At 66.7% G+C, this 15,859-nt stretch carries 14 protein-coding genes and 3 pseudogenes; 6 read left to right on the forward strand and 11 right to left on the reverse strand.

Annotated elements, in window-relative coordinates:
• Window positions 1–37: 37 nt before the first annotated feature.
• Window positions 38–448, reverse strand: coding sequence for a DUF4259 domain-containing protein (locus tag OG504_RS52035; protein ID WP_405987881.1), 411 nt, complete (start codon window positions 446–448; stop codon window positions 38–40).
• Window positions 449–1,006: 558 nt separating this feature from the next.
• Window positions 1,007–1,282 carry a nuclear transport factor 2 family protein gene (locus tag OG504_RS52040; protein ID WP_405996185.1) on the reverse strand — a complete coding sequence of 92 codons (276 nt, stop codon included), beginning with the start codon at window positions 1,280–1,282 and terminating at the stop codon, window positions 1,007–1,009.
• A 144-nt stretch (window positions 1,283–1,426) separates the two neighbouring features.
• Here OG504_RS52040 and OG504_RS52045 point away from each other — a divergent pair, with 144 nt between their 5' ends.
• The 3 genes from OG504_RS52045 to OG504_RS52055 all read left to right on the forward strand — a co-directional run bounded on the left by OG504_RS52045 (window position 1,427) and on the right by OG504_RS52055 (window position 4,670).
• Window positions 1,427–1,642: a hypothetical protein gene (locus OG504_RS52045; RefSeq protein ID WP_405996186.1), complete on the forward strand. Its 216-nt coding sequence runs from the start codon at window positions 1,427–1,429 to the stop codon at window positions 1,640–1,642.
• 737 nt (window positions 1,643–2,379) lie between these two features.
• A complete protein-coding gene (locus tag OG504_RS52050; protein ID WP_405996187.1) occupies window positions 2,380–4,194 on the forward strand; it encodes a hypothetical protein in 1,815 nt (604 codons plus the stop codon).
• The gene (locus tag OG504_RS52055) at window positions 4,182–4,670 is read left to right on the forward strand and encodes a hypothetical protein (RefSeq protein ID WP_405996188.1); all 489 of its coding nucleotides are present in this window, start codon (window positions 4,182–4,184) and stop codon (window positions 4,668–4,670) included. The genes OG504_RS52050 and OG504_RS52055 overlap by 13 nt, the downstream gene beginning before the upstream one ends.
• A gap of 484 nt (window positions 4,671–5,154) precedes the next feature.
• Here OG504_RS52055 and OG504_RS52060 read toward each other — a convergent pair whose 3' ends face one another.
• The 3 genes and pseudogenes from OG504_RS52060 to OG504_RS52070 all read right to left on the reverse strand — a co-directional run.
• On the reverse strand, window positions 5,155–6,783 hold the full coding sequence (locus tag OG504_RS52060; RefSeq protein WP_405996189.1) for a hypothetical protein: 1,629 nt from the start codon (window positions 6,781–6,783) through the stop codon (window positions 5,155–5,157).
• A gap of 19 nt (window positions 6,784–6,802) precedes the next feature.
• Complete coding sequence (locus OG504_RS52065; RefSeq protein WP_405996190.1) at window positions 6,803–7,696, reverse strand: polymorphic toxin-type HINT domain-containing protein; 894 nt, start codon at window positions 7,694–7,696, stop codon at window positions 6,803–6,805.
• 36 nt (window positions 7,697–7,732) lie between these two features.
• A pseudogene (locus OG504_RS52070) lies at window positions 7,733–7,813 on the reverse strand (hypothetical protein); the annotation flags it as partial.
• Between the two features lie 436 nt (window positions 7,814–8,249).
• On the opposite strand from OG504_RS52070, the gene OG504_RS52075 reads away from it, so the two are divergent.
• Entirely contained in the window at window positions 8,250–8,768 is a 519-nt protein-coding gene (locus OG504_RS52075; RefSeq protein ID WP_405996191.1) for a hypothetical protein, read from the forward strand.
• Here OG504_RS52075 and OG504_RS52080 read toward each other — a convergent pair.
• From OG504_RS52080 to OG504_RS52095, 4 genes are all read right to left on the reverse strand, one after another.
• Window positions 8,725–9,516: an IS5 family transposase gene (locus OG504_RS52080; RefSeq protein ID WP_405996192.1), complete on the reverse strand. Its 792-nt coding sequence runs from the start codon at window positions 9,514–9,516 to the stop codon at window positions 8,725–8,727. The two genes, OG504_RS52075 and OG504_RS52080, sit on opposite strands and share 44 nt — an antisense overlap.
• Before the next feature lie 437 nt (window positions 9,517–9,953).
• The gene (locus OG504_RS52085; RefSeq protein WP_405996193.1) at window positions 9,954–10,631 is read right to left on the reverse strand and encodes a hypothetical protein; all 678 of its coding nucleotides are present in this window, start codon (window positions 10,629–10,631) and stop codon (window positions 9,954–9,956) included.
• Between the two features lie 292 nt (window positions 10,632–10,923).
• Window positions 10,924–11,523, reverse strand: a complete 600-nt coding sequence (locus OG504_RS52090; RefSeq protein WP_405996194.1) for a hypothetical protein — start codon at window positions 11,521–11,523, stop codon at window positions 10,924–10,926.
• Window positions 11,524–11,696: 173 nt separating this feature from the next.
• Window positions 11,697–12,143, reverse strand: a complete 447-nt coding sequence (locus tag OG504_RS52095; RefSeq protein ID WP_405996195.1) for a hypothetical protein — start codon at window positions 12,141–12,143, stop codon at window positions 11,697–11,699.
• A gap of 167 nt (window positions 12,144–12,310) precedes the next feature.
• Between OG504_RS52095 and OG504_RS52100 the strand changes: the two genes are divergently transcribed.
• The gene (locus tag OG504_RS52100) at window positions 12,311–12,835 is read left to right on the forward strand and encodes an AAA family ATPase (RefSeq protein WP_405996196.1); all 525 of its coding nucleotides are present in this window, start codon (window positions 12,311–12,313) and stop codon (window positions 12,833–12,835) included.
• A gap of 100 nt (window positions 12,836–12,935) precedes the next feature.
• Here the strand turns inward: OG504_RS52100 and OG504_RS52105 are convergent.
• Window positions 12,936–13,658: pseudogene (locus OG504_RS52105) on the reverse strand (transposase); the annotation flags it as partial.
• A 60-nt stretch (window positions 13,659–13,718) separates the two neighbouring features.
• Between OG504_RS52105 and OG504_RS52110 the strand changes: the two are divergent.
• On the forward strand, window positions 13,719–14,963 hold the full coding sequence (locus OG504_RS52110) for an IS256 family transposase (protein WP_405992699.1): 1,245 nt from the start codon (window positions 13,719–13,721) through the stop codon (window positions 14,961–14,963).
• A 28-nt stretch (window positions 14,964–14,991) separates the two neighbouring features.
• Here the strand turns inward: OG504_RS52110 and OG504_RS52115 are convergent.
• Window positions 14,992–15,834 (reverse strand): annotated as a pseudogene (locus tag OG504_RS52115) (transposase); the annotation flags it as partial.
• Window positions 15,835–15,859: the final 25 nt, after the last annotated feature.

Consider the following 15,859-nt stretch of genomic DNA (forward strand, 5'->3'; position numbering starts at 1 on the left):
GAACGATCCTGCAGTCCAGCCCTTCGAGGGCCAGCCGTCAGGGGGCGACGTCCAGGGCACGAGTGATCGTCTGAACCGTCGTTCGCCACTGTTGGGCATCACTGCTCTCGACCCAGCCTGCGGCCAGCTCCGAACCGTCCTGCAGAACACAACGAAGTGCCCGACCGGCCACGGGCCGGAGCAAGAGCGGCAGGACAGGCAACGGCTCAGAAGGACCGTCATCAGGATCGATCACTACCTGACTGCCCGGAATCTGGGCCGCGACAAGAGCAGCAGCGGCAACGGCTTCGGCCGCGTCCCCACCATCCACGCGCGAACCTGAGTCCACCACTCGCTGGAAAGCCCTCGCCATCGCTTCAATTACCTGCTCAGGCGACTTCCCTGCAAGGCCATCGACGAAGTCTGCGGCCATGTCGCTGTCGAATGGACCGGTCCCCCACGTCCCCATGCACCACTCCCACCACCTGGACTTGATGGTGCCAGCATCTCAGCACGCCCTGACACTGCGGAGCAGGGCATCCGGCGATGCCCACCGTCTGGCAGTGTCCCGCGGATGGCGTGGGCCTCACGGAAGAGCGGTCAGAACCAACTGCGGGGCTCAGCCACACGTATGACAGAGCACGGTTGTTTGCAAGTGATCGCATGGAGTGTGCCGGTCGCGTGCTTCGGGGAGCGCGATGGTTCGCGAGGGCGGAACACGATGGGTTGCGCGTTCGGCGCAGGGAACGTTACGAAGGGCGTATCTCTGGGTCGGCCACCAGGTGGGCCTGCGCGACCACGTCGTCTCCTGCGTGGTGGCGCTGTGAAGGATTGGTCGTCCTGGCCCGTTCGTCAGCGGTATACCGCTGACGAACGCCTTCTACCGATGCGGCTCATCAGCACCGCCAGCATTGACCCGGACTGGTTCGTCGACATGGACGGGTCCGTCACTCGGTGCCAAAGGCGCAGGGTCGAAGGGACGTACTACCCGGCGCCGCGCTATGCGCCAGAACCCTCCCTTGCGCCGCTACTCGTCCTCGTAGGTACCTCCACCGGCAATCCAGCGGTGATCGCGAAGTTGGGCCAGGACCACGACGTCAGATCGACCGGTCGCGACAGCGCCGTCGATTTCCACCGTGTGGTTGGCGGTGGCATGCTGCATGATCGGGAATGCCTGCCGCTGCTGCTCGACCGCCGCGCAGATGGCTTCGATCCCCGTGAACATCTGGTCCGAGCTGGTCTCCCACACGGCGTCCGCTGTCCAAAATGCCTTCAGCGGACTGGGTGGCGGTGGTCGGCACACACGCAGTAGTCGTGGGCCGGCCGGTGCAGTGCGAGTTCGGTCTCGACTCGGTCCAGGCGAGCGGCAAGATCTTGTAGCGTCGTCATTCCTGGGAGGCTGCTGACGGTCGAGATGGCCCGCCGGGCGGCCGCCTCACCCCTGCAAGTGCCGTCGCAGGGCGGGCAGTTCGCCGTGTGCCGCAGCGAGAGCGGCCTGCAGTTGGGCACCTTCTTCACGGTGTTTGCGGCGGCCGGCGGCCGGCTGTTGGATGAGGCGGTGGACCAGCGTACTGGCGGCAGCCTCAGCCTCGGGGGCGTGAGCTGCGTCGCCCGGGATGGCATCACGTCGTGCCCGGCGGAGCGCCTCGACCTGCGGGCGTAGGACGACGGGATGTCGGCAGATGAAGTCGGTGGACACTCCGGCCGCTCTGGCGATGGGGGCCACGCTCACCGGGGTGCGTGTCTTGTGGGCTGCCTTCAGTGCCTTCTGAACGGCGGACTCGGTTTGTCCCGGCGTCGGCGGGTGGCTGTGCCAGGGCTTCGATGCTGCGATTCATGTGTTCTCCGCGGTGTGCTCGGCAGCGGTGTCACCGGAGAGCCGTCGCTGGGGGGCGCCGCCCCACTTTGGTTGGCGGACCTGGACGTCACGGAGGCGGTCGAACGGCAGACCCGTGCGATGCGGGAACTCGGCCGACGTGTGTTCCCCGAGCCTGACCATGCGCTGGCCCCGGCCGAGGCAGTCTGTGCCCAGCACCGCTGCGAGGCCGACGCCACCCGGGCACGGCGTAGGAGGGTGGCCGTTGATGCCGGTGCCGATCGCGGTCTCTCCGAGTTCGGACTTCAGGGGTAGGGCGGTGGTCTCGGAGAGGCGTCGGTGGTTCTCATCGATAAACGAGGGCGTAGGCGGTGAACTGCTGGTGCTGTGCTGATTATTGACGGGGCGCCAGGGGTGATCGGGCGATGGATTCGTGCAGGTCAGAGCCCATCAGCCCTCCTCTTCTTTATGTGTCCTTTAGTCAAAGATCGTTGTTTGTTTAAGTAGGTGATCTTTACGATCCTCCGACATGGACATGCCCCCTATCGGGGAGTGAATTCCGTGAAATATAGGGGGGTTCACATATGTTGCAAGCAAGACGTACAAGACACAGACGTCTGTCCCTGGCTGTCGTCTTCTTCACGGTCCTTGCCGGCTTCGGCCTGACCAGCATCGCCCAGGCAGGTGCCACCACTACGAGCGGGAACTTCTCCGCTGTCTCGCCCGCTGCCAAAATCGTTGACACGCGCTCGGCGCTCGGCGTCGGCAGCGCGCTCGGTGCGGCTTCGACCGCCGCCTTCCAGGTACTGGGGCAGGGCGGCATCCCCAGTTCCGGTGTTTCGGCCGTGTCGCTGGACATCACCGCGGCCAACGCCACCTCGTCCGGCAGTTACCTGGAGCTGTGGCCCGACGGCACCTCCAGGCCCAACCCGGCGTCCGTCATCAACTTCTCCAGCAGCGCCGACGCAAGCAACTCGGCCATCGTGGCAGTCGGTTCGGACGGGAAGATCGACGCCTACAACTCCAGCGGCACCGTCGACCTCATCGTGAGCGTCAGTGGCTATTTCACCTCCGACGGCGGCACCGCCTCCCCGGGCGGGTACGTTCCGGTCACGCAGTCACGACTCGTCGACACCCGTGACGGCACCGGCGCCACGCAGGCGAAGATCGCACCCGGTGGCACGCTGAACGTCCAGATCGACGGTAAGGACGGCATCACCGACGAGGCGTCGGTCTACGCCAACATCACCGTCCCCTCTCCCGGCAGTGCCGGGACCCTGTACGCGTACGCCACCGGAGGATCGGCCGGGCAGCCGGTCGTCGACTACAAGAGCGTCACCACGTCGCAGGGCGCGGTGATCCCCGTAGGCGCAAATGGCCAGATCACCCTGAAGAACGGGTCGTCCACCCAGTCGGTCGACGTGGTCCTCGACGTCTACGGCTACTTCACCCAGGCAACTTCCGGTGACGGGGTCTTCACCGCCACCCAGGACCGCCTGCTCGACACCCGCACCGCCACCGCCATCCCGGCCGACAGCAGCGTCAGCGTGACCGTGGCGGGCCATGACGGTATCCCCACCTCCTTCGGCGCGGCCGTACTCAACCTGACCACGACCGGACAGCAGAACTCCGGCTATCTTCGCGTGTGGCCGACCGGGCAGCCGATGCCGTCGACGACGTCGGTGGACAACTTCCAGGCGAACACCCCGACCACCGACCTGGTGATCGCCCAGCCCGGTGACCAGGGCGCGGTGAGCATCTACAACGCCAGCGGCGGCACCGTCCAGCTCATCGTCGACCTCCAAGGATGGTTCTCCATCGACGGCAACGACGACGACGGCACGCTGAGCACGCTGCCGCCGGTCGATCCCGCGGAGACGGACCTCACCGACGCGCCTACGGACCCCGCGGCCGTCACATCCGAGCCGGCGGCCCCCACGGACACGCCTGGCGGCAATGCACCTGCCGGTCGGTTCTGCGACTCGGGCGGCGTCTACCGGCCCACTCACCTCGGAGGCAGATACATCCGCGCCATCGGCGCCCCTCAGTCCAACTACAACGGCACCAGCAGCAAGGAGAGCACCACGTTCTCGGCCGAGGCGTCAGGGACCGTCGGCATCAGCTTCAGCGGATCGCTGAAGGTCACGCTCAGCGAGCTCGTCTCGCGCCAGGAAGCCACCTTCGGCGTCAACCTGTCAGCATCACTGACCGCGAAACTGGGCAACTCGGTAACCTCCGCCATCCCGGCGCACAAGACCCTCAACGCCAAGTACGGCGTTTGGCGACGACGCGTCACCGGCACCAGCTACTACGTGTACAGCAACTGCGAGAGCTCCAAGCCTTCGACGATCGTCTCGTACACGCCTTACACCGTCGGCTGGTACACATGGATAAGCTGACCAAGGTCCGTGCGGCAGTGACGATCGCCTTCGCGGCGAGCGTTCCCCTGATCGCGGGGTGCACAGCGCACAACGGTCAGAGCTCACCGCGCAAAACCCCGACAGCCTCAGCATCGCCTTCCCCTCGTTCTTCTGCCATTGATCTGACGAAGACTCCGCCCGACATCTCCGGTTCGGCCAAGACCCTCGTCCGTCTGGCGAACAGGACAGGGTCGGAAGAGGTGGCCGTGATCGGGAACATCAAGGCGGGGACGGTTGCCGTGGCGACCGAATGCACCGGCGAGGGGAAAACGACCATAGCCATCGGGAAACTGGCCACCTACACCATCCCGTGCGCGGCCACACCCTCGACGACCTACAACGAAATCGGCTTGGCCAGCAGCAAGCAACAGGTCGAAATCACGGTTACGGCCAGCCCTGAAGTCCACTGGGGACTGTCCGTCGGATGGCGCTCTGGATTCCAGCGTCCGTCCTGAACAATGCGGTTCCATGCATCGGGCCCCGGGGATGTCACGACTGATTCTCCGGGGCCCGGAGTGTTTTTCTGTTGGGCTCTCGCGATACTCCTGCCGCCGGAGAATCTGCGGGTGATCTTGGAGCCAGTCCGGCTGCTGTGGGCACGTCTGGATCGTCCCGCCGCCCACCGCCTGGCGGAGGCTGCCACCGGTGCCGAGCCGGCCACGGTGAGCGGGTTCGTCGCTCACAGGGACGCGCCCCAGGTCCTCGCCGACCGGCTCGAGTGCGAGGGAGTCCCTTTTCCGTGGCCTGACTCGCCCCTCAGCGCGGCAGCACCGACAACGCCCAGGGCGCCGACTCCGACGGCCGCGGCAACAGAGGTGCGCAGGACTCCACGTCTGCTTCGCATCATCAGTGAGCCGTCCTTCAGGAAGTGATCGAGTTGTTCATGGGCCGCTTCAAGGTCTGCCGGTGTCTGTGCGGTAAGTCCCCAGGAAACAAGGCTCAGTTGCGGCGCAGGGCGTGGCGGGCCACCGCACGGCCGAACTGCGTCCGGAGTCCCTCATGGACTCCCGTCAGCGCCTCCTCGAAGGCCGCGAGGTCATCGGGCCAGTGGAGATCCCGGTAATACATCTCGGCCTGGGCCTGATAGACGGCTGCTTGGTCGACCGCGGACTGCACGCCTCCGCGCTGGGTGTCCGGGTCCGCCAGCAGGCGGTCGTCACAGACCCTCCGCGCATTCGTGAGCACGGTGTCCGCGATACTCTGCGGATCCCCGGTATCTGTGAGCCGCTCCGGCGGGCGGCCGCCGGCCAACTCGCCAAGTCCACGGCGCAGTCGCCGGGGATCGCCGTCACTGCGTCGCAGCTCCTCCCTGACCGCTTCGCCGACCGAATGACGCAGCAGAGTCCGCAGTTCGTGCGGCTCCCAGCTACGGTCACGCAGATCGTTCAGTTCGGCTCGCTGCTGCTCGCCCAGTCGGCTCCACCTGGCGATACGACGGTTCAGGTCCAGGTATACGGCCATCTGCTGCGCGTACTGCTGCTGGGTGCTCAGCTCGTCGGGTCCTCGAAGATCCCACACCGTGAGCCCGAAAAGCTCCTCCAGCTCGGCTGTGAACATCAGCTCCGCCAGCGAGGTACCGCCCACGTGGGGATACCGCCGAAAGTACTCGAAGACTGAGACCGTCGTCGTGACCCATTGGGCATCGCTCACCGTCAGGCCCTCTTTGACCTCGATGGCCTGAAGCAGCCCGCCGCGCAGGCGCACTCCCTTGGGCAGTTCCCCGGAGGAGACGGGCACCACCTTGGCGTCGGCAACGTCGTAGTCCCGCCCTTGTACGTAGCGGTGGTTCGCGAGGACCGCTTCTCCGACGCGCTTTTCCAGCAGCAGGGTCTCCATACCCGCCGGGTCGGTCACTCCGAAGGCATCGTGAAGTCGGTCGCGGCCCTTGGGAGTCAGCCGCACCACTCCTCGGTCCGTATCGACGGCATAGTCCTGGCCGTCGCTCAAGGCGGCCGTCAATCGGGCCACCTTACGCAGTTCGTGCGCCGGGGACGCGTCGTCCTCCACCAGCGTCAGCGGCTCGGCGATGGGGGCGACCAGGACGTGTCCGGGGTCTTTCACCACCGCGGCGGGAGCATCCCGGCGGCTGCGGTCCTCAGGGGCCATGGCCTGCCGGTCATGGAGCAGATCCAGCCCGAACCTGCGGTAGGCCCCGACGGTGACGTCGGCGCCGTAGGCAGCTCTGCGTTCTGCCCGGCTCATGTCTGTCCGCAGGACACCGACGGTCATTCCCAGCGGGCCGTACACGGCTGCTGTCCGTTCCCCCTCTTCTTGTGCCTGAGGCTCGTCGGGGGTGATGAGATGGACTCCGCGCCCGGCCAGTGCGTGCAGGAACCCGGCCAGGACCCTGGCTCCGCGCAGTCGATCCTCCCCCGCGACCCGGCCACCGTGGATCATGGTGCCGCCCGCCAGGCGTACCGCCATCCGCCGGGTTTCGTCATCGAACGGCACGGCAGTCTCGGCAGCCGACCGCCCGACGAGGTCGAGCGCGGAGTGGGAGAGGCTTTCCGGCGACTCTCCTTCCTCGGCCCGGCGCTTCAACGCCTGCAGAGTCGCCCGCGGATCCATTCGAGCCCCACCTCGCGTGTCAGCCCGAGCCCGGGAAATGCCCGGGCAGGTGCATGTCGGGCAGCTTGTCGAGGATGCGTACGAAGGCTTCTGTCGCTTCGCCCGTACGCGACTTCGGGCCGTCCTTGTCGATCTCGATTTTGCCCTCGAACCTACCTTGCCCGACCCGGTTCACTCCCGGTGGCCGGTACAGCAGGGAGTCCTCGGGGATGGTCCGTGTGCCGTCCGTATTGCGGATGGCTCCTACGGTGAAGTCCGGGTCGGCCGCGGCCGGGTCCACCCCGCAGTTGTGGACCAGAAGCGGCGTCGAGCCCACGAGTGCGTAGTAGGCGTGCAGGCCGTCGACGGTCAGGTTGCAGACCGAGGCCTGCTCGGTGCGGCGGCTGGCGGCGGTGATCTGGACCCAGGTGCCGGCACTTGTCTGCAGCCACTGACCCGCGGTGAGGTCACCGGCGCTGATCCACTGGTGGATTTGGGGCACCCAGAAGGGGTGGCCGTCGGTCGCGGTTACGGTGCCGGTCTTGCCGCCCGTCAGGCCGTCGGTGTCGACGGTGACGTCGACCAGTTGTTTCTTGCCCTTCCCCTTGATCAGGGCAGTGACCTTGCGTGGGCCGGTGTTGCCGGTCTCGGGGTCGGTGGCGACGACGGTGTCGCCGATGGCGACGTCCTTGATGGGCTTGCGGGTTCCGTCGGCCATGAGGACGAGGGTGTCGGCGGTGAAGCTGTTGGGGAGGGCACAGCTGCCGAGTCTGGAACCGGCTCTGCCTTCGGCCAGGGCTCCGAGGCCTTCGCCGAGCATGCCGGCCAGGCAGCCGGTGACGGCGGACTGGCCGACCTGGCCCCAGTTGACCTTGCGTCCGGACAGTCGCTGGGTGAGCCAGTCGAGGCCGCCGTCCATGAGGCCGCCGATCACACACGCGGCGATCAGGGGATTGTTGCCGGAGGGGTCGGTGTACGTGGTCGGGGACGACAGGGCGTACTCGTAGAGGTTGGTGCCGCCGGCCTGGCCGCTCGGGTCCTGGGAGATGAAGCGGCCGGTCTTGCGGGTCGTAGTAGCGGTCGCAGTAGTACAGCAGGCCGGTGCCGTCGTCCTCGCGGCCGGTGAACGTGTACGGGCTTGTCGTCGCCGAACCCGAAGCGGTGGGTGTGCCGTTGGGGTCGTAGGCGTAGGTCGTCGCGACCGTGCCGTCCGAGTTGGCCAGACCGACCACGCTGCCCAGGGCGTCGGTCAGGTAGACCTGGGTCTTTCCGCTTTCCGTGCGGGTGAGGAATGAGTCCAGACCGGAGGTGGCCACTGTGGCTGTTGTGGTTCCCGAACTGTTCTGTTCCGCCAAGGGGTTGCTGCCGTCGGTCAGAAGCTGTTGTCTTTCCGGACTTGAGGACTGCGTTTTCGCTGGTCAGGCATAGGGTCGATGATTCGTTGGGAGTGATGGCGTGTCGTGTCGTCGCTCCGGTGGAGGTCGTGGATGCCGTCGGTTGTGGGGCTGCTGGAACAGCGCGAGGTCGCCGCCCGCCGTCGCGTGGATGGGCTGAGGGAAGAAGCCGACCGCGTCCAGGCAGAGTTGGCCGTGGCCGAGCGGGAATGGCGGGAGTGGGCCATCGCCCGCTCGCGGGTCGGTGAGGTACTGGCCCCCGTGGACGAGCCAGGGCAAAGCCACGCCCAGGCCGAGGAGACATCGTCAGCACCGACCGCGGCGAAGTCGAAGTCCCAGGTGCCGATGTGGCGTGAGGGGCTGGCCTGGTCGGTGCTGTCGGTGGATTATCAGCGCATCCTCACCGTGCTCGCGGACCGGGACCGGCTCCATCAAGGGCCACTGGCCTGCCAGGAGTTGGCCGTGCTGTTCGGTCTGGACGCGGTGCCGTCCAAGGTGGAGGCGTTGCGGTCGAAGGCGAAACGTCTGGTCGCGCGGGGCTGGCTGGCCGAGCGGCAGCCGGGCCGGTTCATGCTCGCTGCGGGTGTGGCCGGGCCAGGCGGCGGGTCATGAGCAGTGTCATCGACCAATAGATCATCGCCTCGGCGCTGGTGGTGCCGCGCTCAAAGTCGCGTGCCAGGCGGCGGGTGCGCATCAGGTGGGCGAAGAGACGCTCGACGATCCACCGCTTGGGCAGAACCACGAAGCCACGCATGTCGTCGCTGCGCTTGACGATCGCGAGGACCAGGATGAACGTGGCCAGGCAGTACTCGATGAGGCTGCCGGTGTAGCCGCCGTCGGCCCAGACCAGCTCCAACCGGTGGTGTGCGTCGGCGACTTGCCGCAGCAGGACCTGGGCCGCGGCGCGGTCGCCGGTGTCCGCAGCGGTGACCATCACGCCCAGCAGCAGGCCGAGCGTGTCGACCACGACATGCCGCTTGCACCCGTTGACCAGCTTGCCGCCGTCGAAGCCGCAGCTGTCCGATCCGACGACTGCGTCCGCCTTGACGGACTGTGAGTCGATCACCCCGGCTGTCGGCTCCACGTCACGGCCCGACTTCTCGCGGACCCTGGCGCGCAGCCGGTCGTGGAACTCCTTGACCAGCAGGTGGTCGCGCCAGCGGCGGAAGAACGCGTAGACGCGGTCCCACGGCGGGAAGTCGCCGGGCATGGCCCGCCACTTGATGCCGTTGTCGACGAGGTAGCGGATCGCATCGAGTATTGCCCGGTAGCAGTACGCCTCCGGTTGTCCGCCCCGGCCGCGCAGCCAGCCGGGCACCGGCAGCAGCGGCCGGACCACGGCCCACTCCGCGTCCGTCATGTCCGAGGGATACCGTCGAACACGTTCCGGGTGATCGGCCGCGTTTCCGAACCGGTGAGCGACACAATCACACGTCGGTGCAGCCGAGTTGAACTCCACCGGCGTAAGCACATACAACTGCGGCAACAGGGTCTCCTGGATCTCGGTTGGCTTCGCAACCCCGAGCTACCGAGAGGCCCTGTCTTCATGCCCGCAGCCGGCGCCAACCACCCGATCGAGACTCCCGTTCGACGCACACCCCTCAAGATCGGAACGACAACAGCTACTGAGTCCAGCGAGGCTGGCTGGCTGCTGACCGGCACCTGCCTGCCGGTCGTCGGGGAAGACTGCCGGGCAGCCTGCCCGACATCCATTGCTTCGCCCACGTGTTCCGCCCTACCCGGGCGTCACCCCGCACGCCTCGCCTCCACCGGGGCGTAAAGCTCCGGGCGTCCAAGTCACCAGCCTTGCTGGGGTTCGCCCAGCGAAAGTCCGCAGTCGCGGCGCCAGTTCTCGCCTTCGGTCGTCCAGGCGATGCGGTTGCCGAGGGAGATCCAGACGCCGAACTCGCCGGGGGACGGTTCGGCGGTCTGGCGCGTCCAGATGCTGTTGGCGCAAAGTTGCACGCCGCAGTCCTTGGACTCGGCGAGACCGCGCCAGCCGCAGTCCCAGCTTGCGTTCAGAGCCAACGGTCCGAGAACGGAAACCATGTGATCCAGTTCGTCCTCGGTGCAGTCGGGGTCGGGCTCGGTGTAAGGATCACCGAAGGGCGAGGTCGAGTCCAGAGTGAGGGTCAGCCCCGCGGGCAGCGGCCAGAGGTCGGTCAGGTTGGGGCGGAGTCTCACGTACCCGGCGAACCAGGAGTTCGGCTCGTCGTTGTCGAACGTGACGACGGTGCGACGCCGCAGTTCGTCCAGGGAGGGGCCGACGCCGGATTCTCCCCGGTTCCCGTAGACGCGGGCGGTGTCGAAGGCAGAGAGGACGTAGGCGTATTGCTCGGCTGTGGTGACCGGCTCCATTCGGGGTGTCGGGCAGGACGTCCAGTCGGCCAGATCGCGCGAGATCGCTCGCGCGCGAGTCAGCGCGCTCGGAGCGTCGGGAAAGGATTCACACACTCGATAGAGCGCCGAGGACAAGGAACGTGCCTTTCCGACAGGGGCGGGGGCGGACTCGTCCCGACGGTACGCATCCGCCCCTGCTCCGGGTTGCAGCCTGGTGTCAGCCAGCGGCAGCAGGCGCATCAGTAGGACCCGCTCGGTGAGTAACAAATGTGTCTCTCGACATGGCCTTCGGCGGTGGCGCTGCCGAGATCGCCCGCCAGACGGCCTGCCCGACCACAGCTACTTCACGCGCATGTTCCCCGCTGCCCCGTGCAGTGGCGCGCACCCCTCACCTCCATCGGAGCGTAGGAGGCTCGGAGTGTTTGGGTCACTCCTGCTGTGCTTCGCCCAGCAGGAGTCCCGAGTCACGGCGCCAGACTTCGCCCTCGGGCGACCAGGCGACGCGGGAGCCGAGGGCGATCCAGACACCGAACTCGCCGGGGGACGGCTCGGCGGCCTGATCCAGCCAGACGCTGTTCAGGCAGAGTTTCACACCGCTGCCTTTGAACTCGGGCACTCCGCGCCAGCCGCAGTGCCAGGAGGCGGCCAGCATGAGCGGGCCAAGCACGGCCACCATCCGGTCCAGTTCCTGCTCGGTGCAGTCGTCCTCGGGCTCGCTGTCGGGCCCGCCAAAGGGCGGGGTTCGGTTCAGACTGAGGGTCACGCTCTCGGGCAGCGGCCAGAGATCGGCCAGGTCAGGACCTAGCCGCAGGTCCGCCATGAACAACCGGGAATACGGCTGCTCCGTGTCGAACGTGACGACACCGCGGCGCCGCAGCTCGTCCAGGAACGGTACGGCGCCGGGTTCCCTGTCCCCGACGATGTGGGCGGTGCCGAAGGAACGGAGGGCGTGTGCATATTGCTCGGCTGTGCTGACCGGCTCCAGTTGGGGCCAGGGAATGCTGTTCCAGTCGGCTAGATCACGCATGATCGCGCGCGCCCGCGACAGCGCACTCGCGGCGTCGGGAAAGGATTCGCACACTCGGAAAAGCGGCAAGGAACGTGCCCTTCAGTCAGGGACAGAGGCGGACGCGCCCTCACGGTACGCATCCGCCCCTGTCCCGGATTACAGCCTGATGTCAGACAGCGACAGCAGGCAGATCAGTAGGAATACCCGTTCGGCGAATAGTAGGTATGTCCCTCGACATGACCTTCGTCGGCGTTGTTGCCCAGGTCGAAAGTGCCCAGACTGTCGCCGCTCTTGCTGTAGACCCGTAGACGGTACCCGCGGACCGAGTCGAGGCCGCCGTTGTTCTTTATTCGCAGACCCCGATATTTGCGGACCCACCCCTTGACCTCCGAGGCATCAACCAGGTCCGGGACCTGTATGAAGACCTCGTTGACCTCCGTACCTTTCGCCCAGTCCTGGCGCCAACGCAGCTGCTTGACAGCCTCTCTGAGCTGGCCGTTGAAACTCTTGAAGCTGTTTTTCATAATCGTCTTGATCTCGCCGTAGCCGACGATGTTGCCCTGCTGGTCGAGGTACTCGATGTCCGGGTTCTCCACCGTCTGGCCCGGGTCGGCCTTCAGTTGGTTCTCGTCGGGCATTCGCCGAGCCCGTGTGCCCTCCGGAGCACCGTCCAGCGAACGGTAGGCGTTGTCCAGGGTTAGAGCCTGTCCGGCGGATCTTGTGGCCAATTCGGTCTGCCTACCGCGGCCTCGATCCGCCTTTGCCTCAGGCCGTTATCACTTGGCCGTCGTGACAAGATCCGGGCGTGACGACGTTGTTCCTGACGGTCGGCCTGCCCGGGGCCGGAAAGACCACGAGAGCGCGACAACTGGCCAAGGTGCACAGCGCGCTGCGGCTGACACCTGATGAGTGGATGCTCCCGCTGTTCGGCGATCCGCAGCCGGCCGGGAAGCGCGATGTGCTGGAAGGACGGTTGCTCTGGCTGGGGCTGGAGGCGCTGAAACTGGGAACGAACGTGATCCTGGATTTCGGATGCTGGTCTCGTGATGAGAGGTCCGCGATCCGCTGGCTGGTGAAGTCTGGGGGCGCGTCCTGCCAACTCGTATACGTGCCGGTGGACCACAAGACCCAACTTGCTCGGATCACCCATCGCCAGTCGACCACCCCTGATCAGACCTTCATGATGAGCGAGACGGACCTCTCGCACTGGAGGACGCTGTTCGAGGAGCCCGATGCCACGGAACTTGACGGACACGAGGTAGGAGGTCCGCCTCCTGGATGGTCAGGATGGCTGGAGTGGGCCGCCGACCGGTGGCCATCGCTCGCGTGACTGTCCGGCCAACTATGCTGCCGCCCAGTCACGCAGCTATGCCAGGAGCGCCGAGCCCGGAATCCGTCACACAGGCTCTAGGGCAGCTCTAGCTTGATCTTTAACCTGTGCGGCGTGGTCGTGGGGTGGTTGACGTCTTCGTTCGTTGTTTCGCCGCCGGTGTTTTGTGGGGTGTGTGGACGTCGTGGCGTGGGGTGGGTCGGGTGTTCTTTCGTCCTGGGGGTCGTCCGGGGCCAGGGCGGGAAGGTTTCGGCGCTTGGGCCGGACAGGCGGTCTTCGGGCGGATGTGCCGGAAGTCGCGGCGGACTCGGGTGGGGGTGAGCCTGTCCGGCGGAGTTGGTCTTTCCCAGGGGCGACGCCGGTCGGCTGCCAGCGGCCTGGCGAGCCGCAGTTGGGTGTAGGCGGCGAGGATCAGCCAGGTCCATCGGTCGGCTGCCTCGGGGGTGCGGATCTTCGGTGAGGTCCAGCCGAGGGTCTGTTTGAAGAGACGGAATGTGTGCTCGATGTCGAAGCGTCGCAGGTATGCCTGCCAAAGCCGGTCGGCGTCTGCCGCAGTGGCGTCGGTGCCTGACCACCACAGCCAGACCGGCTTCGGTGTTGCTCCGCTGGGCAGGTGGTCGATGTCCAGGCGGATCACCGTCCCTTCGACGATAGGGAGGGTGCCGTCGGCCGCGGCCCAGGACGAGCGGTGGGTCAGTTTGGGGTGCAGCCGGTCCCAGGAACGGATGACGTCCCGCGTGATGGTGTAGGCGATCACGTTGCGGGTGTGCGCGGGCGGGTGCCCGGGGCGTGCATCCGGTGACGGCTTCCGCTCCCTGCGCATAGGGCAGGCCACCGTGCAAATCTCCCTGGTGAACGGCCAGTTCAACCCGGGAGGTGCCCGATGGCCTTGTCCCAGTCTGACCTACAACGCCTGCTGGAGTCACTACGCACGGCGGACGGGATCGAACTCGTCCGCAACGTCGCCGAGCGGATGCTTCAGGAACTGATCGAGGCCGAACTCAGCGGCCGGATCGGTGCCCAGTGGAACGAGCATGCCGAGACCCGCACCGCTTTCCGCAACGGCCACCGGGACAAGACCCTGGCCACTCAGGCCGGCGATCTGGACCTGGGCATCCCGAAATTGCGCAGTGGCAGCTTCTTTCCCAGCCTGCTGGAGCGGCGCCGCCGGATCGACCAGGCGCTCTACGCGGTGATCATGGAGGCATACGTGCACGGAGTGTCCACTCGTTCGGTCGATGACCTGGTCAAGGCGCTCGGCGCGGACAGCGGCATCTCAAAGAGCGAGGTCTCACGGATCTGCGGCGACCTGGACGAACAGCTCGCGGTCTTCCGCAACCGGCCGCTGGATCACAGCCGGTTCCCCTACCTCTATCTGGACGCCACCTACTGCAAGGCCCGCGTGAACCACCGGATCGTCTCGCAGGCCGTGGTCATCGCCACCGGGATCAGCGAGGACGGCGGCCGCGAGGTGCTGGGCGTGATGGTCGGCGACAGCGAGAGCGAGGCGTTCTGGAGCGAGTTCCTGCGCTCCCTGCGCGAACGCGGCCTGGGCGGGGTCCGTCTGGTCATCTCCGACAGCCACAGCGGTCTGGTGGCCGGGATCCGCAAGGTCATGCTCGGCGCCGCCTGGCAGCGTTGTCGTGTCCATTTTCTGAGGAATGTGTTCTCGGTGATCCCGAAGGGGTCCGGCGAGATGGTCGCGGCGACGATCCGCACCATCTTCATCCAGCCCACCGCGGATGCCGTCCATCATCAGCTCGACGCGGTGGCGGACATGCTCGGGCAGCAGTTCCCCAAGGTCAAACAGATGTTGCTGGAGGCCAAGGAGGACCTGACCGCCTTCGCCGCTTTTCCCATCTCCCACTGGAAGAAGATCCAGTCGTCGAACCCCCTGGAGCGGATCAACCGCGAGATCAAGCGCCGGACCGACGTCGTGCAGGTCTTCCCGAATCCGGCCGCACTCGAACGACTGGTCACCGCCGTGCTCAGCGAGATGCACGACGAGTGGATCGCCTTCCCCCGCCGCTACCTCTCCGAAGCCAGCATGGCCGCCATCTACGCCGATGAACACGCCGACCACGCCACCCGCGAGCTCCCCAACACCCCGAACGCTACGGACGGTTGATCGCCTACACCATGAGGCGGGACGCCATCCAGGAACGTGCGGTGGCGGTGCCGTAGAGGCGGGTGTTTGTGACGGTCTCGGTGTCCGGGGTGCCCCATGTGTCGGGCTGCCCGAAGACGAACTCGCCGCCGTGCCGGGGCGGCCGGCCCTGGGTGTGCGGCAGCCGGGGTGGGACAGCCCTGCGCAGGACGCGGTCCGAGCGCATCCTGGCCAGCACCTGGACCGGCAGGTCTTTGAGGAGAAAGCCGAGGCGGGGCGCGTCGTATCCGGCGTCCGCGACGATGAGGATGTCGGGGTCACCGGTCTGCCACTGCCCCGCTGCGATCAGTCGCTGAAGTAGATCGCGCAGTTGGCGGGCGGTGACAGTGGCGGTGTCGTCGCCGGGCGTCAGACGCAGAGCGTCCAGCGGTGCGGTCCATGAGCTGCGGCCCGGCTCCAGTGCGCAGATGATCGAGTAGGGCCAGCCGGGGACGGGGATGTGCTGGTCCTTGCCCCGGCCGTAGGTGTGGCACAGGATCCGCTGCGGTGAGGTGTGGGCGTCGGGTCGCAGCCAGCAGGTGACGTCGATGGCCAGGACCAGCCGGCCGTCGCCAGCCCGTGGCAGTGGCACTTCGGCCAGTGCCCGCCGCAGCCGGCCGGCATCGATGCGGCCACGGGCCACTGCGGCGTAGAGCCCGCCATGACCGCGGCGGTGTTCACCCACCAGCGACAGCTCGGCCAGAGACCTCACCGGTCCGTCGCTGCACAGAACGGCATCAGCCAGCTCGAACAGCGCGTCCGAACGAGCGGTCAGGCAGGAGTAGAACTCGCCCCGGAAGCATGACAGTTGTGCCAACGCCTCCGATTGGGCGTCGTGATGCAGCAGACTCATCCTCACGGCCTTCGTTCTGAATGTG

Source organism: Streptomyces sp. NBC_00986, assembly GCF_045162565.1.
Classification (GTDB): Bacteria; Actinomycetota; Actinomycetes; order Streptomycetales; family Streptomycetaceae; genus Streptomyces.

Bases quoted from the DNA above. Each gene is read 5' to 3' on its own strand.
- OG504_RS52075 (WP_405996191.1), top strand. From the start codon at position 8,250: ATGCCGTCGGTTGTGGGGCTGCTGGAACAGCGCGAGGTCGCCGCCCGC.
- OG504_RS52080 (WP_405996192.1), bottom strand. From the start codon at position 9,516: ATGACGGACGCGGAGTGGGCCGTGGTCCGGCCGCTGCTGCCGGTGCCC.
- OG504_RS52110 (WP_405992699.1), top strand. From the start codon at position 13,719: ATGGCCTTGTCCCAGTCTGACCTACAACGCCTGCTGGAGTCACTACGC.
- OG504_RS52050 (WP_405996187.1), top strand. From the start codon at position 2,380: ATGTTGCAAGCAAGACGTACAAGACACAGACGTCTGTCCCTGGCTGTC.
- OG504_RS52055 (WP_405996188.1), top strand. From the start codon at position 4,182: ATGGATAAGCTGACCAAGGTCCGTGCGGCAGTGACGATCGCCTTCGCG.
- OG504_RS52095 (WP_405996195.1), bottom strand. From the start codon at position 12,143: ATGCCCGACGAGAACCAACTGAAGGCCGACCCGGGCCAGACGGTGGAG.
- OG504_RS52090 (WP_405996194.1), bottom strand. From the start codon at position 11,523: ATGCGTGATCTAGCCGACTGGAACAGCATTCCCTGGCCCCAACTGGAG.
- OG504_RS52060 (WP_405996189.1), bottom strand. From the start codon at position 6,783: ATGGATCCGCGGGCGACTCTGCAGGCGTTGAAGCGCCGGGCCGAGGAA.
- OG504_RS52035 (WP_405987881.1), bottom strand. From the start codon at position 448: ATGGGGACGTGGGGGACCGGTCCATTCGACAGCGACATGGCCGCAGAC.